General features: G+C 71.8%; 18 protein-coding genes. 14 read left to right on the top strand and 4 right to left on the bottom strand.

Going from position 1 to position 18,759, the window contains the following annotated elements:
- Positions 1 to 37: 37 nt before the first annotated feature.
- The 12 genes from AB0946_RS08110 to AB0946_RS08055 all read left to right on the top strand — a co-directional run bounded on the left by AB0946_RS08110 (position 38) and on the right by AB0946_RS08055 (position 11,827).
- Positions 38 to 457, top strand: coding sequence for an NADH-quinone oxidoreductase subunit A (locus AB0946_RS08110; protein ID WP_225811474.1), 420 nt, complete (start codon positions 38 to 40; stop codon positions 455 to 457).
- Positions 448 to 1,059: an NADH-quinone oxidoreductase subunit B family protein gene (locus AB0946_RS08105; protein ID WP_366759714.1), complete on the top strand. Its 612-nt coding sequence runs from the start codon at positions 448 to 450 to the stop codon at positions 1,057 to 1,059. The genes AB0946_RS08110 and AB0946_RS08105 overlap by 10 nt, the downstream gene beginning before the upstream one ends.
- A complete protein-coding gene (locus tag AB0946_RS08100; RefSeq protein ID WP_366759713.1) occupies positions 1,056 to 2,474 on the top strand; it encodes an NADH-quinone oxidoreductase subunit C in 1,419 nt (472 codons plus the stop codon). Before AB0946_RS08105 ends, AB0946_RS08100 begins: the two co-directional genes overlap by 4 nt.
- Positions 2,471 to 3,439: a complex I subunit 1 family protein gene (locus AB0946_RS08095; RefSeq protein WP_366748527.1), complete on the top strand. Its 969-nt coding sequence runs from the start codon at positions 2,471 to 2,473 to the stop codon at positions 3,437 to 3,439. Before AB0946_RS08100 ends, AB0946_RS08095 begins: the two co-directional genes overlap by 4 nt.
- Positions 3,439 to 4,014, top strand: coding sequence for an NADH-quinone oxidoreductase subunit I (locus AB0946_RS08090; protein ID WP_366759712.1), 576 nt, complete (start codon positions 3,439 to 3,441; stop codon positions 4,012 to 4,014). Before AB0946_RS08095 ends, AB0946_RS08090 begins: the two co-directional genes overlap by 1 nt.
- A complete protein-coding gene (locus AB0946_RS08085) occupies positions 4,011 to 4,607 on the top strand; it encodes an NADH-quinone oxidoreductase subunit J (RefSeq protein WP_366759711.1) in 597 nt (198 codons plus the stop codon). The genes AB0946_RS08090 and AB0946_RS08085 overlap by 4 nt, the downstream gene beginning before the upstream one ends.
- Positions 4,607 to 4,996 (top strand): NADH-quinone oxidoreductase subunit NuoK, encoded by a 390-nt coding sequence (gene nuoK, locus AB0946_RS08080; protein ID WP_366759710.1) that lies wholly within the window; start codon positions 4,607 to 4,609, stop codon positions 4,994 to 4,996. Before AB0946_RS08085 ends, nuoK begins: the two co-directional genes overlap by 1 nt.
- Complete coding sequence (locus AB0946_RS08075; RefSeq protein WP_366759709.1) at positions 4,993 to 6,987, top strand: NADH-quinone oxidoreductase subunit L; 1,995 nt, start codon at positions 4,993 to 4,995, stop codon at positions 6,985 to 6,987. Before nuoK ends, AB0946_RS08075 begins: the two co-directional genes overlap by 4 nt.
- 6 nt (positions 6,988 to 6,993) lie before the next feature.
- Positions 6,994 to 8,622 (top strand): NADH-quinone oxidoreductase subunit M, encoded by a 1,629-nt coding sequence (locus AB0946_RS08070; RefSeq protein WP_366759708.1) that lies wholly within the window; start codon positions 6,994 to 6,996, stop codon positions 8,620 to 8,622.
- Positions 8,619 to 10,136 (top strand): NADH-quinone oxidoreductase subunit N, encoded by a 1,518-nt coding sequence (locus tag AB0946_RS08065; protein WP_366759707.1) that lies wholly within the window; start codon positions 8,619 to 8,621, stop codon positions 10,134 to 10,136. The genes AB0946_RS08070 and AB0946_RS08065 overlap by 4 nt, the downstream gene beginning before the upstream one ends.
- Positions 10,137 to 10,325: 189 nt before the next feature.
- Positions 10,326 to 11,189 (top strand): zinc metalloprotease HtpX, encoded by an 864-nt coding sequence (htpX, locus tag AB0946_RS08060; protein WP_366759706.1) that lies wholly within the window; start codon positions 10,326 to 10,328, stop codon positions 11,187 to 11,189.
- 182 nt (positions 11,190 to 11,371) lie between these two features.
- On the top strand, positions 11,372 to 11,827 hold the full coding sequence (locus AB0946_RS08055) for a hypothetical protein (RefSeq protein ID WP_366759705.1): 456 nt from the start codon (positions 11,372 to 11,374) through the stop codon (positions 11,825 to 11,827).
- Positions 11,828 to 11,850: 23 nt separating this feature from the next.
- On the opposite strand, the gene AB0946_RS08050 is transcribed toward AB0946_RS08055, so the two are convergent.
- On the bottom strand, positions 11,851 to 14,442 hold the full coding sequence (locus AB0946_RS08050; protein WP_366759704.1) for an AAA family ATPase: 2,592 nt from the start codon (positions 14,440 to 14,442) through the stop codon (positions 11,851 to 11,853).
- Between the two features lie 334 nt (positions 14,443 to 14,776).
- Here AB0946_RS08050 and AB0946_RS08045 point away from each other — a divergent pair, with 334 nt between their 5' ends.
- Positions 14,777 to 15,280 carry a hypothetical protein gene (locus AB0946_RS08045; protein WP_366759703.1) on the top strand — a complete coding sequence of 168 codons (504 nt, stop codon included), beginning with the start codon at positions 14,777 to 14,779 and terminating at the stop codon, positions 15,278 to 15,280.
- 606 nt (positions 15,281 to 15,886) lie between these two features.
- Here AB0946_RS08045 and AB0946_RS08040 read toward each other — a convergent pair.
- The gene (locus tag AB0946_RS08040) at positions 15,887 to 16,288 is read right to left on the bottom strand and encodes a YccF domain-containing protein (protein WP_366759702.1); all 402 of its coding nucleotides are present in this window, start codon (positions 16,286 to 16,288) and stop codon (positions 15,887 to 15,889) included.
- A 123-nt stretch (positions 16,289 to 16,411) separates the two neighbouring features.
- Entirely contained in the window at positions 16,412 to 17,662 is a 1,251-nt protein-coding gene (locus AB0946_RS08035; protein WP_366759701.1) for an APC family permease, read from the bottom strand.
- Between the two features lie 158 nt (positions 17,663 to 17,820).
- Between AB0946_RS08035 and AB0946_RS08030 the strand changes: the two genes are divergently transcribed.
- Entirely contained in the window at positions 17,821 to 18,087 is a 267-nt protein-coding gene (locus AB0946_RS08030; RefSeq protein WP_356336883.1) for a GlsB/YeaQ/YmgE family stress response membrane protein, read from the top strand.
- Between the two features lie 104 nt (positions 18,088 to 18,191).
- On the opposite strand, the gene AB0946_RS08025 is transcribed toward AB0946_RS08030, so the two are convergent.
- A complete protein-coding gene (locus tag AB0946_RS08025; RefSeq protein WP_103812770.1) occupies positions 18,192 to 18,680 on the bottom strand; it encodes a YajQ family cyclic di-GMP-binding protein in 489 nt (162 codons plus the stop codon).
- Between the last annotated feature and the right edge of the window lie 79 nt (positions 18,681 to 18,759).

Raw genomic sequence — 18,759 nt, 5'->3', positions numbered from 1 at the left:
AACGAGGTCAACGAGGTCAGGGAGCGAGGGACGGACGGTGCGGGAGACGTTGGGGGACTCGTCGTACGCCGCGGTGAACGTCGTCGCGGCCGGCTACTTCCGGTCCTACTCGGTGGTCGGACTGCTCGCCCTCATCGGCGTGCTCTTCGTCGCGGTCGCCTTCGGGGCGGGCCGCCTGCTGCGCCCGGTCGTGCCGACACCGGAGAAACTCCTGACCTACGAGTGCGGAGTCGACCCCGTCGGCGAGGGCTGGGCCCACACCCAGGTCCGCTACTACGTGTACGCCTTCCTGTACGTGATCTTCGCGGTCGACTCGATCTTCCTGTTCCCCTGGGCGACGGTCTTCGCCGCCCCCGGCTACGGCGCGGCGACCCTGGTGGAGATGTTCGTCTTCCTCGGCTTCCTCGCCGTCGGCCTGCTGTACGCATACAAGAAGGGCGTCCTGGCATGGACGTGAACCCCTCGGCCTCCGAGCCCGTCTACCTGCCTGAGCCGAAGAGGCTGGGCGCGCTCGCCCGCCTCGCCCCGGAGCCGATGAAGGTCGTCCTGAACTGGGGCCGCCGCTACTCGCTCTGGGTGTTCAACTTCGGCCTCGCCTGCTGCGCGATCGAGTTCATCGCCGCGTCGATGGCCCGCCACGACTTCATCCGCCTCGGCGTGATCCCCTTCGCGCCGGGCCCCCGCCAGGCCGACCTGATGGTGGTCTCGGGCACGGTGACGGACAAGATGGCACCGGCGGTCAAGCGCCTGTACGAGCAGATGCCGGAACCCAAGTACGTCATCTCCTTCGGCGCCTGCTCCAACTGCGGCGGCCCCTACTGGGACTCGTACTCGGTGACGAAGGGCGTCGACCAGATCATCCCCGTCGACGTCTACGTCCCCGGCTGCCCGCCGCGTCCCGAGGCGCTGCTCCAGGGCATCCTCAAGCTCCAGGAGAAGATCGCCCGCGAGTCGCTGGACGAGCGGTACGGCAACGGGCCCGCCCGGCCGTCCGCCGCCGCCCTCCAGAGCGGCCTGGTGCGGCCCCCGGCGCCGGCCGGTGAGGGGGACACGCGATGAGCACGGCCGCCGGCTGGCTGCCCGCACCCGCGGAGGAGCTCTTCGGTACGGGGGCCACGGCCGAGGAGTCCTACGACGTCCTGACCGTGGACGTACCGCCGTCCGCCTGGCTCACCGCCCTGGAGACGGCCCGTACGACCCTGTCCTGCACCTACTTCGACTGGCTGAGCGCGGTCGACGAGCCGGGCACCGGCTTCCGGGTCTGCGCGCACGTCGTCGCCCTGCACCCGGTCCGCCGGCTCCTCGTGCGCACGACCGTGCCCCACGACGCCCCGGCCCTGCCCTCCGCCGTCGGCGTCTACGCCGGTGCCGCCTGGCACGAGCGCGAGACCCACGAGATGTTCGGCGTCGTCTTCGAGGGCCACCCGGGGCTGGAGCACCTCCTGCTCCCGGAGACCTTCGAGGGCCACCCCCTGCGCAAGGACTTCGTCCTCGCCGCCCGCGTGGCCAAGGCCTGGCCGGGTGCGAAGGAACCCGGCGAGTCCGAGCACGGCGGCCCCAGACGCCGGCAGATGCTGCCGCCCGGCGTCCCCGACCCCAACGAGTGGGGCCCCCTGAAGGGCCAGCTCCCACCCGCCCCGACCCGCCCGGCGAGGGGGGCGGCGGGCCGCACGGCGGCAGGCGCGGCGGAAGGCGCGGCGGGGGAGCGTCCGGTACGGCGCACCCGCTCGGCCTCCCAGGGCTCGGCCAGCCAGGCCGCCGCCGCGGGCGGGGCCGGGGAGGCTGCTGGTGCTGGTGCTGGTGCTGCCGATGCCGGGGCGTCCGGTCGGCCGCGTCGGATGCGGAGTGCGAGCCAGGGCTCGGCGAGCCAGTCGGCGGTGCCGGCCGAGGACGCGGCGACGCACAAGCAGGCCGCGACCGAGGGCGACGCCACCCGGGAGGCGGCGCAAGGACCCGCGGAAGGGCCGGCAGCGGAGGCCTCGGTGGCGTACGAGCCCGGCCCGGCGTCCGCGCCCGCCCGGCCGCGCCGCGCCCGCAGCGCCTCGCAGGGCTCGGCCTCACAGCGGACGCCGGCGGCGCCGGAACCGTCCCCGACGGAGCCGACGGAGCCGACGGAGCCGACGGAATCGACAGGACCTGCGGAACAGGCGGGACCGGAAGAGTCGGCAGGGCTGGGAGAGCCGGCGGGACCGGCGGAGTCGGCCGGCGCCACCCGCCCCGCCCGCCGCGGCACCGCCCCGCGCAGCTCCGACGCCCCATGGCACCACGCCCGCCCCGCGTTCGCCGAGCCGGAGCCCCCTGCGGAACCGGAGCGGCCTGCGGAATCGGCACCGGAGCCCGGGCGCGGGCGCACGCCCGAGCCCCCGCGGGCACCGGAGCCGGAGGAGGAGCAGGCACCTGCCCCCGAGCCGCGCCCCGACGCCCCCGAGCACGACCCGACCACCCCCGACGACCCCGCAGGAGGCCCGCGGTGAACGGCGCGTTGGACGTCGCCCTGCGACTCGTGGTCGTCTTCGTCGTCTTCCTCACCTTCCCGCTGATCGTGGGCCAGACCGAGCACAAGGTGATGGCCCACATGCAGGGCCGGCTCGGACCGATGTACGCGGGCGGCTTCCACGGCTGGGCCCAGCTCATCGCGGACGGCGTGAAGTTCGCGCAGAAGGAGGACGTGGTTCCGGCGGGCGCCGACCGCCGCGTCTTCCAGCTCGCCCCCGCCGTGGCCCTGTTGCCGTACCTCCTCGTCCTCCTCGCCATCCCCATCGGCCCGGGCGAGGGCGCCGTCGGCCAGGTGCTGGACGCCGGCGTGTTCTTCGTGCTCGCGGTGATGGGCGTCGGCGTCCTCGGCTCGCTGATGGCCGGCTGGGCCAGCGCCAACAAGTTCTCCCTGCTCGGCGGCCTGCGCACGGCCGCCCAACTGCTCGCCTACGAACTCCCGATGCTGCTGGCGGCGGCCTCCGTCGCGATGGCGGCGGGCACCGTCTCCCTGCCCGGCATCGTGCACGCCTTCCACTGGTGGTGGCTGCCGTGGCAGATCGTCGGCGCGATCGTCTTCTTCGTCGCCGGACTCGCCGAGCTGCAACGCCCGCCGTTCGACATGCCCGTCGCCGACTCGGAGATCATCTTCGGCGCGTACACCGAGTACACCGGGCTGCGGTTCGCGCTCTTCCTCCTCGCCGAGTACGCCGGGATCGTCGTCCTGTGCGGCCTGACCACCGTCCTCTTCCTCGGTGGCTGGCACGGGCCGTGGGGCCACGACGGCCTGGGCTGGCTGTGGACCCTGCTGAAGACCGCGATCCTCGCCTTCCTCGTCATCTGGCTCCGCGTCACCTACCCGCGGCTGCGCGAGGACCAGCTCCAGAAGCTGTCCTGGACCCTCCTCGTCCCCCTCTCCCTCGCCCAGATCGCCCTCACCGGCATCGTCAAGGTGGTGATCTCCTAGTGGCCGAGTCCCTCCCGCCCACCCGGTCCCGCATCCCCGGCAGCGGCCTCGCCAAGGGCCTGGCCGTCACCCTCCGCACGATGACGAGGAAACACGTCACCGACCAGTACCCGGACGTCCTGCCCGAACTCCCGCCCCGCAGCCGTGGCGTGATCGGCCTGTTCGAGGAGAACTGCACGGTCTGCATGCTGTGCGCCCGGGAGTGCCCGGACTGGTGCATCTACATCGACTCGCACAAGGAGACGGTCCCGCCCGCCGCCCCCGGAGGCCGCGAGCGCAGCCGGAACGTCCTCGACCGGTTCGCCATCGACTTCTCCCTGTGCATGTACTGCGGCATCTGCATCGAGGTGTGTCCTTTCGACGCCCTGTTCTGGTCACCGGAGTTCGAGTACGCAGAGACCGACATCCGCGACCTCACCCACGAGCGGGACAAGCTCCGCGAGTGGATGTGGACCGTGCCGGCCCCGCCCGCCCTGGACCCCGGCGCGGAGGAGCCCAAGGAGATCGCCGCCGCCCGCAAGACCGCGGAGAAGCTGGCCGCCGCCCAGGCCGAGCCGCGGGAGGGGGAGTCGTGACCCTCGCCGCAACCACGGTGGCCGCCTCCGGAACACCGGGCTTCCTGTCCCCGACCGGCGTCGAGATCGCGTTCCTGCTCGTCGGACTGGTCACCCTCGGCGCCGCGCTGGTCACCGTCACCACCCGGCAACTGGTGCACGCCGCCCTGTGGCTGGTCGTCGCGCTCGGCGGTCTCGCCGTGGAGTACCTGCTCCTCACGGCCGAGTTCATCGCCTGGGTACAGGTCCTGATCTACGTCGGTTCCGTCGTCGTCCTCCTCCTCTTCGGCCTCATGCTCACCAAGGCCCCCATCGGCCGCTCCCCGGACGCGGACTCCGGCAACCGCTGGGCCGCCCTCACGGTCGCGGTCGCCGCCGCCGTCGCCCTGGTGTGGGTGGTCGTCGACGCCTTCAGGGCCACCTGGATCGACCTGGACGGCCCGGCCGCCGGCACCACCGAGGTCACCGGCGCGAGCCTGTTCCGGCACTGGGTGCTGCCCTTCGAGGCGCTGTCCGTGCTGCTCCTCGCCGCGCTGGTCGGCGCGATCGTCCTGTCCCGCAAGGCCAGGGCCGACGCCGGCCCCACGGCCCCCGGGAAGGAAGGCGCCCGCTGATGCACCTCGCCTACCCCGCCGTACTCTCCGCCCTCCTGTTCTGCACCGGCCTGTACGGCGTCCTCGCCCGCCGCAACGCGATCCTGGTCCTGATGTCGGTCGAGCTGATGCTCAACGCCGTCAACCTCAACCTGGTCGCCTTCGACGTCTGGCTCAGCCGTGCCGCGAAGGAGACCCTGCACTCCGGCCAGGCCCTGACCCTGTTCACCATCGCCATCGCCGCCGCCGAGATCGGCATCGGCCTGGCGATCGTGCTCGCCGTCCACCGCAACCGCGGCACCTCCGACATCGACAAGCTCCGCGACACCGCCGAGGGCCCCGACGCCGCCGGTTCCGGCACCGAGGGCCCCGGCACCCCCGCGGCCGGGAAGGCTGAGGCCACCGCGTGACCACGACCACCCTCGCCGTCCTCGTCCCCCTCCTGCCGTTCCTGGGCGCCGCGGCCGGACTGCTCCTCGGCCGCACCGCCCCCGGGTTCGTCCGCCCGCTGGCGGTGCTGCCCCCGCTGGCCTCCCTGGTGCTGGCGGCGCTGGTCGCCGCCCGGCAGATGGGTGACGCGGCCGTCGACGCCCACACCGAGCTGACGCCCACCGGATCCGTGCCGATCGAGCTGGCCCTGCACATCGACGGCTTCGCCGCACTCGTGGCCGTCCTGGTCGCGTTCGTCGCCGCCTGCGTGCAGATCTACTCCACCGGCTATCTGCGGGACGACCCGCGCTACCCCTCGTACGCCGCGCTCGTCTCCCTGTTCACCTCCGCGATGCTCCTCGTCGTCTACTCCGGTGACCTGATCGTGCTGCTGGTCGGCTGGGAGGTCATGGGTATCTGCTCCTACTTCCTGGTCGGCCACTACTGGGAGACCGCCGAGGCCCGCGCCGCCTCCCTGAAGGCCTTCCTGGTCACCAAGCTCGGCGACGTGCCGTTCCTCATCGGCCTGTTCGCGCTGGGCACCGACGCCGGCTCGTTCCGGATCACCCGCGTCCTCGACGCCGTGGCGAGCGGCGGCATCGGCCACCCGACCGTGATCGCGCTGCTGCTGCTCGCGGGCGTCGCGGGCAAGTCGGCGCAGTTCCCGCTGCACACCTGGCTCCCGGACGCGATGGCGGGCCCGACGCCCGTCTCGGCACTGATCCACGCCGCGACGATGGTCGCCGCCGGTGTCTACTTCACCGCCCGTCTCCTCCCGCTCTTCGAGGCCTCCCGGGCCGCGATGGTGGTCCTCGCCGTCATGGCCGCCGTCACCATGGCCGGCTCCGGTCTCGCCGCGCTCGCCCAGGACGACATCAAGCGCGTCCTCGCCTACTCGACGATCGGCCAGCTCGGCTACATGACCGGCGCCCTCGCCGTCGGCGACCGCGGTGCCGCCGTCTTCCACCTCCTCACGCACGGCGCCTTCAAGGCGCTGCTGTTCCTCGCGGCCGGTGTGGTCATCCACGCCGCCGGCACCAACTCGCTGGCCGCCATGTCCCGCATGGGCGGCCTGCGCGACCGCATCCCGGACGCCTACTGGACGATGACCGTGGCGCTGCTCGCCCTCGCCGCGATCCCGCCCTTCAGCGGCTTCTTCTCCAAGGAGTCCGTCCTCGGCGCCGCCGAGCACGTGACCTCCGGCCACACCGAGCACGCCCCCGGCGCCGCCGGCTGGATCGTCCTCGTCGCCGGCCTGGTCACCGCCGTGCTGACAGCCGCGTACGCCACCCGGCTGTGGCTGCTGGCCTTCCGCGGCCGGGGCGCCGAGGCCCCCGACCACGGCCGCCAGCCGCTGACGATGACCGTGGTGCTCTGGGTCCTGGCGGTCCCCTCCCTCGCTCTCGGCGGGCTCGCCTACCGCGCGCTGCCCGGCTGGTTCGACGGCCGCGCCCTGACCCCCACCCCGCTCACCTCGGTCCTGGGCACGGGCCTCGCCCTGGTCGGCGGGCTGCTCGCCTACGGCGCCTGGCAGCGCACGGCCGCGCTCGCCGCCCGCGTCCCGCTCGGCGCGGTCGCCGCCCACCCCGAGGAGGACGCCGGACTGGTCGAGGCCGAGGCCATCGCCTCCCACGAGCCGGCCTACGGCGACATCGCCTACGCCCCCGACCCGGCGGACCCGGCACGGCTGCTGCTCGGCCCGCTGCACCGGCACGCGGCCGCCGGCTTCCACCTGGACGCCGTGTACTCGGCGCTGTTCGTCCGCCCGGTCCAGGCCGGAGCGAGTCTCGTCCGGTTCCTCGACCGTGAGGTCGTCGACACCTACGTCCACGGCGCCGCCGCCCTGCCCCGGCTGCTCGGGGCCGCCGTGCGGCGGGCTCAGACCGGCAACGTGCAGACCTATGTGAGCGCGCTGCTCGCCGGCACCGTCGTCCTGGCGGTGGCCGTCCTCCTCGTCGCCACGGGAGTGTGAGCAGGCGTGATCGATATCAACGAGTCCGTGATGCAGTTCCTTCTGGCATTCGTCGTCGTCGGCCCGCTCCTCGGTGCCGTCGCCGCTCTCCTCCCGGCCCCGCCCGGACTGAAGGGGAAGTCGCCCGAGCAGGCCGTGCTCCGGCACGGCGTGACCGTGACCGGCGCGGTCCTCATCGCCGCGATCGTCCTCGCGCTCGGCTTCGACCACGACCACCCGTCGAAGATGCAGGCCACGACCGACATCAGCTGGATCCCCGCACTCGACGTGCGGATCCACCTCGGCACCGACGGCATCTCCCTCCCCCTCCTGGTCCTGACCGCGCTGCTGACCTTCCTCTGCGCGCTCTACTCCTACTCCAAGCCGCCGTCGGGCCCGTCCCCGAAGGCGTTCGTCGCCCTGCTGCTCCTGCTGGAGTCCGGCACCCTCGCGACCTTCGCCGTCCTCGACCTGCTGCTGTTCTTCCTGGCGTTCGAGATGGTGCTGATCCCGATGTACTTCCTCATCGCCCGCTGGGGCGGCGAGGGCCGGACCCGGGCCGCGTGGAAGTTCATCCTGTTCACGCTGCTCGGCTCCGTGGTCATGCTGCTCGGCCTGCTCCTGATCGGAATCAAGGCGGGCACGTTCGACATGGTGGCACTCGCCACTGACAACGGCCGGTCACTCACCGCGTCCGTGCAGGTCATCGCGGTTCTGGCGATCGGGATCGGGCTCGCGGTGAAGGCTCCGATGTGGCCGCTGCACAGCTGGCTTCCCGACGCCCACACCGCCGCGCCGACCGTCGGCTCGGTCCTGCTGGCCGGTGTCCTGCTGAAGATGGGTACGTACGGGTTCATCCGCATCCTGCTGCCGGTGGCGCCGCACGGCTTCCACACCTTCGCGCCGTACCTCGCCGCGTTCGCCGTCGTCGGGATCGTCTACGGGTCCCTGGCCTGCCTGGCCCTCGCCAAGCGGGGCGCGAAGGGCGACCTCAAGCGCCTCATCGCGTACTCCTCCGTCGGCCACATGGGCTTCGTCCTGCTCGGCATCGCCACCATGACCCCGACCGGCGTCAACGGCGCCCTGTTCGCCAACATCGCCCACGGCCTCATCACCGGTCTGCTGTTCTTCCTGGTCGGCGCCCTGAAGGACCGCACCGGCAGCACCGACCTCGACACCCTCGCCCTCCCGTCGCCCGGCCACCACCCCTCACCGAGCGGCTCCGCCGCGCCGGATCTGTTCCAGAGCGGCGCCGCCCTGTACGGCAGGGCCCCGCGCCTCGGCGGTCTGCTCGCCTTCGGTGCCGTCGCCTCCCTCGGGCTGCCCGGACTCGCCGGGTTCTGGGGCGAGATGCTGGCCCTGTTCGGGGCGTTCCGGCCCGCCGCCGGCCTCAGCCGCCCGGCCTTCCTCACCTTCCTGGCGATCGGCGCGTTCGGCACCCTGCTGACCGCCGCGTACATGCTGATCGTGGTCCGCCGCGTCTGCATGGGAGGCGCGGAGCGCGAGGTGCCGAAGCTCGCCGACGTCCACGGGTACGAGTTGGCCGCCTGGACCCCGCTCGTCACCCTCACCGTCCTCGCCGGACTGTGGCCGAAGGCGCTGCTCGGCCTGACCGACCCGGCCGTGCAGCAACTCCTCGCAGGAGGCACCCGATGAGCGCCCAGCCGCTTGCCGAGTCGCTCGTCCAGTCCGTCGACTGGCTCGCGATCGCCCCGCCCACCCTCGCGGCCGTCGTGGCGCTGGTCGTCCTCGTCGCCGACCTGTTCCTGCCGGAGTCCCGCAAGGCCGTGCTCGGCTGGATCTCGGTCGCGGGCCTCGCCGTGGCGTCCCTGCTGCTCCTGCCCCTCCTGGACGGCGACCGCAGCACCTTCTGCCTCGCCGGCCCCGCGCGCGCGTGCAGCTACACCGCCGACCGCTTCACCCTCGTCATCCAGTTCCTGGTCCTGGGCGGCGCCCTGCTGGCGGCCCTGCTGTCCGTCACCCACCTGGACGACGAGCGGCGGCGCGTCCCCGCGGGCGAGTTCTGGTTCCTGCTGCTGTCCTCCGCGGCCGGTGCCGCCCTGCTGCCGGCCTCCCGGGATCTGGCCACCCTGATCGTCGCCCTGGAGGTCGCCTCCCTGCCGGCCTTCGCGCTGGTCGGCATCCGCCACGGCGACAAGCGGTCCTCCGAGGCCGCCCTGAAGTTCTTCCTGTCCTCGGTCACCGCCACCGCGGTCAGCCTGATGGGCATCAGCTTCGTCTACGCCTCCACGGGCACCCTCTACCTCACCCAGGTCGCCCAGCGCCTCCCGCACGTCGGCGGACAGCTGCACACCCTCGCCCAGGCCGGCGTCGTCCTCACCCTCGTCGGCTTCGCCTTCAAGACGGCCGCCGTCCCCTTCCACTTCTGGGTACCGGACACCTACGTGGGCGCGCCCCTGCCCGTCGCCGCCTACCTGTCCGTCGTCGGCAAGGCCGTCGGCTTCTCCGGCCTGATCCTCGTCACGGTCGTCGCGTTCCCGTCGTACGCCGACGTCTGGGGGCCCGCGCTCGCCGCCCTGGCCGCCCTCACCATGACCGTCGGCAACGTCGCGGCCCTGCGTCAGCAGGCCACGCGCGCGTACAGCGCCGTACGGCTGCTCGCCTGGTCCTCCGTCGGCCAGGCCGGCTACCTGCTGGTGCCGATCGCCGCCGCCGGGTACTCCGAGGACGCCCAGAAGGCGATCGGCTCCACGGTCGCGTACGCCCTGATGTACGCCGCCGTGAACCTCGGCGCCTTCGCGGTGGCCGCCCTGGTGGGCCGCGGCCGCGCCCTGAACCGGATCAGCGACTACCGGGGCCTGTACGCCACCAACCCGCTCAGCGCCCTCCTGCTGGCCTTCTTCCTGCTGTGCCTGGCCGGGCTGCCGCCGGGCGTCATCGGCCTGTTCGCCAAGGTCACCGTGTTCTCGGCGGCCGTCGACGCGGGCCTCGGCTGGCTCGCGGTCGTCATGGCCGTCAACGTCGTGATCGCGCTCTTCTACTACCTCCAGTGGACGGCCCTGCTGTTCCGCGCACCCGAGGGCGAGCCCGCCCGGCACCGCGTCCCGGCGCCCGTCACCGCCGCCCTCGCCGTCACCGGGGTCCTCGGTGTCGCCCTCTCCGGAGCACCCCAGCTCGTCCTGCGCTTCGCGGCCGGCGGACTGTTCTGAGGAGTCGTCACGCGCGCGGGGGGCACTCGTGCCGGCACGCGCGCGTGGCCGAACCCGCACGTCACCCGTACGGCCGCGCCGCTCCGCCGTACGCACCGGGGAACTCCGGGCCGTCGCCTGGCGTTGTCACCAGCGGGAGGGTCCACTGGATCAGAGTGTTCCCCAGCTGCACGACTTGGAGGACGCACCGTGCACCGCCGGCACAACGGGCTCAGGACCGCCGTACTCCTCGGGGGACTGTCCGCACTCATCATCGTCATCGGCAGCTTCTTCGGCCGCGCGGGACTCGTCGTCGCGGTCCTGGTCGCTCTGGGCACGAACGCGTACGCCTACTGGAACAGCGACAAGCTGGCGCTGCGTGCGATGCGCGCCCGTCCGGTCAGCGAGTTCGAGGCGCCGGCGCTGTACCGGATGGTGCGGGAACTGTCCACGCAGGCCCGCCAGCCCATGCCCCGGCTGTACATCTCGCCGACGGAGGCCCCGAACGCCTTCGCCACGGGCCGCAACCCGCGCAACGCGGCCGTCTGCTGCACCGAGGGCATCCTGCGCCTGCTGGACGAGCGTGAGCTGCGCGGCGTCATCGGCCACGAACTGAGCCACGTCTACAACCGGGACATCCTCATCTCCTCGGTCGCCGGCGCGCTCGCCTCCGTGATCATGTTCCTGGTCAACTTCGCCTGGCTGATCCCGGTGGGCCGCTCGGACGACGACGACGGCCCCGGCCTGTTCGGCGTGCTGCTGATCATGATCCTCGGCCCGCTCGCCGCCACCCTGATCCAGCTGGCCATCAGCCGCTCCCGGGAGTACGAGGCGGACGCTTCAGGCGCCCAGCTCACCGGCGACCCGCTCGCCCTGGCCGGAGCCCTGCGCAAGCTGGAGACGGGCACCAGGCAACTGCCGCTGCCCCCCGAGCCCCGGATCGAGACGGCGAGCCACATGATGATCGCCAATCCCTTCCGCCCGGGCCAGGGGCTTTCCCGGATGTTCTCCACGCACCCGCCGATGGCGGAGCGCATCGCCCGGCTCGAGAAGATGGCGGGCGGCCAGGGGTGAAGGCCGTATCCGTATTCGTCGTTCAGGTGGTCGCTGTTCCCTATCCGGCAAGCCACGGAAAACCCTGAGGCTGTCCGAGGGAAAACGCGGGCGTCACCGCGCGCCTGAGATTGCGCAAGGGCCGCCCTCGCCATCCTGTGCTCTGGGAAATGCGGCACCAGGGACGACGAAAGGTTGGCCGAGTGAAGCTCACCAAGCGGTTCGCCACGATCAGCACCGCCGCGATCACGGTGGTGCTCCTCAGCGCCGGCGGCGCACAGGCCCAGAGCGACGGGGGACTCCTGTCCCGCCTGGGCGTCGCGTCACTGCTCCAGGCCCCCTACCGCGGGGTGCAGGGAGGCACCGACACGCAGAGCACCACGAACACGACGACCAGAAACAACAACAATAATAACAACAACAACAACGCCGGTGGGGTGAACAACAACAATAATAACAACAACAACGGGGACCGGAACACGAATAACAACACCAACAACAACAACATCCTCGCCGGAACCCAGGCACAAGGGGGCGGGGGACTTCTCTCGCTTCTCGGCGTACCGCCGCTCATGCAGATCTGCAATCCGACGGGACAGGCCGCACAGGGGAACAACACCTTCACCGGCAGCCAGAACCTCAACTGCAAATTCAGTTGAGGTGACGAATCCGTCGCTACGCCCTATCCGCGCTCGGGAAGATGGAGCTTGCGGGCGGCTTCGTGACGGGTGTGCACGTTGAGCTTGGTCAGTACGGCGCCCACGTGATGCCCCGCGGTCTTCGGGCTGATGTAGAGGCGGGCGGCGATCTCGGCGTCCGAGAGGCCTTCGTCCAGCAGTTTCAGGACGTCCATCTCCCGGTTGGTGAGCCGGTACGGATTGGCCCGGGTGGCCGGCCGCGGGCCTCGCCGGACCGGACGGACCCCGCGGGCCCGCATCAGGGAGCGGGCGCGGGCCACGGCCGGCCGGGCGCCGAGGGCCTCGAAGGCGGCCAGCGCCTGGCGCAGCGCGGGCGCGTCACCGGACAGACGGGCCAGCGCCGCGTCGTACGGGCAGCCGAGCCCGTCCCACCGGGCCGCGGCGCCGGCCCAGTCGCCCGCCAGTTCCAGCGCGTACGGTCCGGCCGCCGGGACCCGCGGAGGCTCTCCTCCGGCACGGCGGATCCAGCAGGCCAGCGGGCCGGACAGCCAGGGATGGGTACGGTCCCCCAGAGCGGCCAGACCGCGCCGGCCGGCGGCCTGGACCTGCTCCTGATCACCTGCGAGCCAGGCGGCCTCGACGCGGGCCTCCCACCCCAGGCCCGTGTCCAGCAGGCAGCCGTCATCGACCAGGCTCGCCGCCTGTTCCAGCGGCGGCCACACCTCGGGCCTGCCCTGGCGGGCCCGTACCAGGCCCAGCGCGGTCAGCGCCAGGGCCCGGGCGACCGGCGGCGAGCCGGGGTGGGACAGGACCTTCTCCGCGGCATCGGCGGCCTGCGGCCACAGCCCCCGGTGGAGCAGCCCCCAACTGCCCCAGACCCTCGCGCACAGCAGGTAGGCCGGCAGGCCACGATCGAGGCAGTAGGCCTCGGCCCGGCCCACGGCCGCGGTCGACCGGGCGGTATCCCGCCGCAAAGCGGCCAGCCAGCACAGGATGAGCGTCATGAGGCCCGTGTCCGCCGACAGGTCCCGCGCCCCCGCGTGGGACACCGCCCGCTCGCACTCCTCCCAGCCGCGCCCTTCCCCCAGCACACGCGCGGCCGCGGCGTGGAAGCGTGCCTGGACGAGGACTCCCGCATCACCGGAGCGCTCACCCAGCGCGCTCGCCTTCTCGCCGTAGGCCGCGACCACCGCCGCACCCTCGTGCCCGTAGCAGGCCAGCTGGCAGAGGTTCAGGTACGCCCTCGCCAGCTCCCGGCCGGGTTGGAGCCCTTCGAGCACCCGCACCGCGTCCAGGCCGGTCTGCCTGGCCTCGGCGGTCCGGCCGGCCGGCCACAACCAGCAGGACAGCCAGCGCAGGTCGTCCCCTTCACGCAACCGGTCGCCGAGCGCACGGCGCAGCCTCACCGCCGTACGGCGTGAAGCGATCCCCTCGTCCAGCTGGCTGGACAGCAGACAGGCCTGGGAGTGGCCCTCCAGCAGGGAGATCTGCCGCTCGGGCGGCAGGCGGTCGGCGTACCGCAGGGCACGGGCGTACTGGGCGGCGGCCTCCCGGTGCGCGCCCAGCGCGGCGGCACGGACGGCCGCCGCGGGCGCGTACTCCAACACGGCGGCAGGGTCCCCGGCGCCGTCGGCGTGGTCCGCGAGCAGCGGCAGGTCCTCCGCCGAGACGGGGGCGGACCGCATCGCCACCAGCACCTGCCGGTGGACCCGCAGACGGCGGGCGGCCGGCACTGCCTCCAGCACCGCCAGCCGGGTCAGCTCGTGGCGGAACTCCGTCACCTGCCCGTGCGTCCGCACGATTCCGCAGACCGCGGCCTCGTCGAGGGCCTCCTCCGGAGTCGGCAGGATGCCGGCCAGCAGGGGCAGCGGGACCCGGGTCCCCAGGACGGCCAGGACGTCGACCACCTTGCGCGCCGTGCCCGACAGACCCGCCAGGCGGCCCGCGACGGCCTCGCGCACCGTGGCGGGAATGGGTTCGGCGGGCGCGTCCAGGATCTCGGTGACCATGAACGGGTTGCCGGCCGAGAGGCGGTACAGCTGCTCGGTGTCGACGGTGCACCCTGTGGCCAGCCGGGCGACGGCCTCGCGGCTCAGGGGGGAGAGATCGTGGCGGTACACCCACGGATGACCGGCGAGGGTGCCGAGGAGGGCGGTCAGACCGTGGGTGCGGCCGATCTCGTCGTCACGGTACGTGGCCAGGACCAGCGTCGGAACGCTCGGCAGGCGCCGGGCCAGGTACCGCAGCAGGTCCATCGTGGCCTCGTCGGCCCAGTGGATGTCCTCGACGACCAGCAGGCTGGGGTACGCGCTCAGGTCGGCGAGCAGGCAGTCGTAGACCTCGTCGGAACGGCCGGTGCCGGTCAGCGTGTCCGTCAGGGCGGTGCGCACCTCCCGGCCCAGGCGCGGTGCCAGGTCCAGCAGGGGGCCCAGGGGGCGGGGTGTGGCGAGTGGGTCGCAGGCGCCGATCACGACCCGGACGTGGGGGTCGGCCAGCTGGGCCAGACGGTGGACGACGGCGGTCTTACCGATGCCCGCCTCGCCGCGGACGAGAGCCAGGCGTCCAGGGCCGCTCACGGCTGCCTTCAGGTGACCGGCGAGGTCCTGCAGCACGGCCTCTCGCTCTAGAAGGTCCATCACCAGCAGTTTCCCCCCGCGCCGGGGGCCGCGCAAAAGATCCAGACCGATCAAGCCCCCCGCGCTGGTGGAGCGTCGTCGTGGGCTGCCGGGCCGCATCTGGGGTGTGCGGGGGTCCGAAGTGGGGTGTGCCGGGTGGAACTTGGGGTGCGCACCCGATGCGCCCGCCGAACACGGCTGGGCATGCTGGGCGAAGAGTGTCAGACCGGGGTATCCGAGTTCGCGGCACCGGCGCTTCGCGCTGAGCGCGTCACCTGCCTGCCACGGCGGATGCCTTTCACCCCCCGAAATGGACTGCGATCCGGGACGTCCATGTCCGCGGAAGGGAAACATCATGGCGAAGAAGTACGCCAAGCGCGCGGCCCTGATAGCCGCATCGGCAGCTCTGGCCGCAGGAGGCGCCCTGGCACCGTCGAGCGCCTTCGCCGCCCCGGCACCCACCGGAATCCACGCGGTGGCACCGAGCGACAACGGCGGAAACAACAACAACAACAATAACAACAACAACGGCGGAGGCGGGAACAACAACAACAATAACAATAACAACGGTGGCAGGGGCGGGCACCACCACAACAACAATAACAACAACAACAATAACAACGGCAGGGGTGGAAACAACAACAATAACAACAACAACGGCGGCCGGGGCGGGAACAACAACAACAATAACAACAACAACGGCGGAGGTGGCAACAACAATAACAATAACAACAACAACGGCGGAGGCGGGAACAACAATAACAACAACAATAATAACGGCGGGGGTGGAAACAACAACAACAATAACAACAACAACGGCGGGGGCGGGAACAACAACAATAACAACAACAACGGCTGAACTTGAGGGTTCGGCGGCCGGGTGTCCGAAGCTCCCTGGCCGCCGGACTGTCGCAGGCTGATGAGAATGCAGAAGGCAGCCTTGTGTGGAAGCAGCCTCGCGGTGGCGATGGCCTGCTGCATCACACTGGGCTCACAGGGTGCCGCCGCAAGTGAAGCGAGCGGTTCAGCCGCGAAGTCGACGACTCGGTGCTATGCGACGCGGGCCACCCCGGACGATGCCGTGTGCTACCGAAAGTCCTGGAAGGCGGAGTTCAGGCACGGCGAAGTGGTGTACGTGCCTTTCCTGATCCAGGTTCGATGCACCGGGAACGTGAACTCCGGTCGATGCCGGAATCAGTGCCCGTCATAGGTGTCACAGCCGCCGTCCCCCCACACCTCGTCGCAGCCGCGGCTCAGCTGGTGGGAATGTGCGGGTGTGTGAACCGGGACTGCCGCCGAAGCGGTGTCCGGCGTGCCTAACGCGAATACGCCGGCCAGGAGAAGGCCGAGAAGAAAAACCCTGAGGTGCTGTTCCGAGTACCGCATGGTCCCATTGTCGGACGCCGTGAGGGGTGAATCCAGTCGAACGGCGGCAAGGGAAACCCGGCACCGAGGCGGGTCGGACTCAGCGCCCGCCGAACGCCTGGTCCGTGGGTACGACCTCCTGTCCCAGCGGCATGAGCGAGAGGGGAATGAGCTTCAGGTTCGCCCAGCCGAAGGGAATTCCGACGATCGACAGGAACAGGGGGATGCTCGTGATCAGGTGGGCCAATGCCAGCCACCAGCCCGCGAAGACGATCCAGATGACGTTGCCGACGAACGACGGCGCCCCGGCGCCCGGCCGCCGCACGGTGGTACGGCCGAACGGCCAGAGGACGAACCCGGCGATGCGCAGTGACGCGATGCCGAACGGGATGGTGACGATCAGGATGAAGCAGATCAGGGCGGCGATCAGGTAACCGATCGCCATCCACAGCCCGCAGAAGACGAGCCACAGGATGTTGAGCAGCAGGTTGAACACCTTCATGACCGGTACCTCTCCAGGCAGCTCGGTCGGCGTGCCTGCTACCGCCAGTATCGGCGGATCACGCGTCGAGGAGGAAGTGGAGCGCCTCGGCGCGGAGCGCGCACGCCGGCGTACGTCCGTACGTCAGCCCGGGCGCCCTCGCCACCATCGCCGTACGCCGTAGACGGCCACCCCCACCGCGAGTACGCCGGCGCCCACGGCGACCGAGGCCGCGGGCAGTGCGAACGCCAGCGTGGCGCAGCCCAGCAGGCCCACCGCGGGCACCACGCGCGAGCGCGGGGCCGCGTTCAGCGTCCAGGCCGACGCGTTGGCGACGGCGTAGTAGGCCAGCACACCGAAGGACGAGAAACCGATCGCGCCGCGCACGTCCACCGTCGCGGCCAGGACGGCGACCACCGCACCCACGGCCAGTTCCGCCCGGTGCGGCACCCGGAAGCGCGGGTGCACGGCCGCCAGCGAGGCCGGCAGGTGCCCGTCCCGGGCCATGGCGAGCGTCGTGCGGGAGACGCCGAGGATCAGGGCGAGCAGCGAGCCCAGCGCGGCCACCGCGGCTGCGGCCCGGACCACGGGAGCGAGCCCCGGCACCCCGGCCGCACGGACCGCGTCGGCCAGCGGTGCCGCCGTCTGCCCGAGCCGGCCCGCGCCGAGAACGGCGAGCGCGGCGACGGCCACGCACGCGTACACCGCCAGCGTGATGCCCAGGGCCGGCGGGATCGCCCGTGGGATCGTGCGCGCCGGATCGCGCACCTCCTCCCCGAGGGTGGCGATCCGCGCGTACCCGGCGAACGCGAAGAACAGCAGCCCGGCCGCCTGGAGCACCCCGCCGGCACCCGTCGACAGGCCGATGTCCAGCCGTCCCGCGGCGGCCCGCCCGGAGGCCAGGCACACGACGACCACGGCCGCGAGCACGGCCAGGACGACGGTGACGACCGCTCGCGTCAGCCACGCGGACTTCTGGATCCCGCCGTAGTTGACCGCGGTCAGCGCCACCACCGCCGCGACCGCCACCGTGTGCGCCTGCTCCGGCCACACGTACGCACCCACGGTGAGCGCCATGGCCGCGCAGGACGCCGTCTTGCCGACCACGAAGGCCCAGCCGGCCAGGTATCCCCAGAAGGGGCCGAGCCGCTCCCTGCCGTACACGTACGTGCCGCCGGAAGCCGGGTGACGGACGGCGAGCCGTGCCGAGGACATGGCGTTGCAGTAGGCCACGACCGCGGCGAGCGCGAGCCCGGGCAGCAGCCCCGACCCGGCCGCCCGCGCGGCCGGCCCGAGGGCCGAGAAGACGCCGGCGCCGATCATCGAGCCGAGGCCGACCACGACGGCGTCCCGCACGCCCAGGGTCCGGCGCAGCCGGGCATCGGTACCTGTCATGCGCCGCACCCTACTGATCGTGGCAACCGGCGGACGGGCCCGTGACGTCCTCTTCATCGACACGGCACGAACACGCGCGCGACGCGCAGCGGGCCCGGGAGCGAGAACGCCCCGGGAACCGACAGTGCGCACACAGCGCGGAAGGGCAGGTTCACGGCATGAGCATCATCGGTTGGATCATCCTGGGACTGCTGGCCGGAGCCATCGCCAAGGTCCTCCTGCCCGGACGCGACCCCGGCGGCTTCATCGGTACGACCCTCATCGGCATCGCGGGCGCGTTCATCGGGGGCTGGATATCGGCCCGCTGGCTGGACCACCCCATCAGCAAGCACTTCTACGACGGCGCCACCTGGGCCGCTGCCATCGGCGGCTCCCTGGTGCTGCTGATCGTCTACCGGCTCCTGTTCGGCAACTCACGCGACTGAGCGCGCGGCGCGCGAGGTACGGCAGACGAGAGGGTGGGCACCGCACCGCACGGTTCCGCGCGGCGGGACGCGGGATGCCCACCCTTCTCCTGTGCCGGTGGTTCCTACCGGTAGTTCACGAACTGCAGCGCGAAGTCGAAGTCCTTGCCCTTCAGGAGGGCGATGACGGTCTGGAGGTCGTCGCGGCTCTTGGAGCTGACGCGCAGCTCGTCGCCCTGGACCTGGGCCTTGACGCCCTTGGGGCCCTCGTCGCGGATGATCTTCGCCACCTTCTTGGCGTTCTCCTGGGAGATGCCCTCCTGGATCGACGCGAAGATCTTGTACTCCTTGCCGGAGAGCTGCGGCTCGCCCGCTTCCAGCGCCTTCAGCGAGATGCCGCGCTTGATGAGCTTCGACTGGAAGACGTCGAGGACGGCCTTCACCCGGTCCTCGGAGTTCGCCTCCATGAGGATCTTGTCACCGGACCACGAGATCGAGGCCCCCACGCCCTTGAAGTCGTAGCGCTGCGAGATCTCCTTGGCGGCCTGGTTGAGGGCGTTGTCGACCTCCTGCCGCTCGACCTTCGAGACGATGTCGAAACTGGAGTCGGCCATGTCCTGTGGCTCCTTGTATCGGGGGTGCGGGTGCGTGTCGGGTGCGTGCCGGCGTGCGCGGCGGCGACCGCCGGGCCCG

Source organism: Streptomyces sp. NPDC046870 (assembly GCF_040704595.1).
GTDB lineage: Bacteria > Actinomycetota > Actinomycetes > Streptomycetales > Streptomycetaceae > Streptomyces > Streptomyces argyrophylli.
This window is presented reverse-complemented; position numbering and strand designations above follow the sequence as displayed.

Excerpts from the sequence above, each read along its gene's own strand:
- AB0946_RS08105 (WP_366759714.1), top strand. The coding sequence starts at position 448 with ATGGACGTGAACCCCTCGGCCTCCGAGCCCGTCTACCTGCCTGAGCCG.
- AB0946_RS08100 (WP_366759713.1), top strand. The coding sequence starts at position 1,056 with ATGAGCACGGCCGCCGGCTGGCTGCCCGCACCCGCGGAGGAGCTCTTC.
- nuoK (WP_366759710.1), top strand. The coding sequence starts at position 4,607 with ATGCACCTCGCCTACCCCGCCGTACTCTCCGCCCTCCTGTTCTGCACC.
- AB0946_RS08065 (WP_366759707.1), top strand. The coding sequence starts at position 8,619 with ATGAGCGCCCAGCCGCTTGCCGAGTCGCTCGTCCAGTCCGTCGACTGG.
- AB0946_RS08050 (WP_366759704.1), bottom strand. The coding sequence starts at position 14,442 with ATGGACCTTCTAGAGCGAGAGGCCGTGCTGCAGGACCTCGCCGGTCAC.
- AB0946_RS08045 (WP_366759703.1), top strand. The coding sequence starts at position 14,777 with ATGGCGAAGAAGTACGCCAAGCGCGCGGCCCTGATAGCCGCATCGGCA.
- AB0946_RS08040 (WP_366759702.1), bottom strand. The coding sequence starts at position 16,288 with ATGAAGGTGTTCAACCTGCTGCTCAACATCCTGTGGCTCGTCTTCTGC.
- AB0946_RS08035 (WP_366759701.1), bottom strand. The coding sequence starts at position 17,662 with ATGACAGGTACCGATGCCCGGCTGCGCCGGACCCTGGGCGTGCGGGAC.
- AB0946_RS08030 (WP_356336883.1), top strand. The coding sequence starts at position 17,821 with ATGAGCATCATCGGTTGGATCATCCTGGGACTGCTGGCCGGAGCCATC.
- AB0946_RS08025 (WP_103812770.1), bottom strand. The coding sequence starts at position 18,680 with ATGGCCGACTCCAGTTTCGACATCGTCTCGAAGGTCGAGCGGCAGGAG.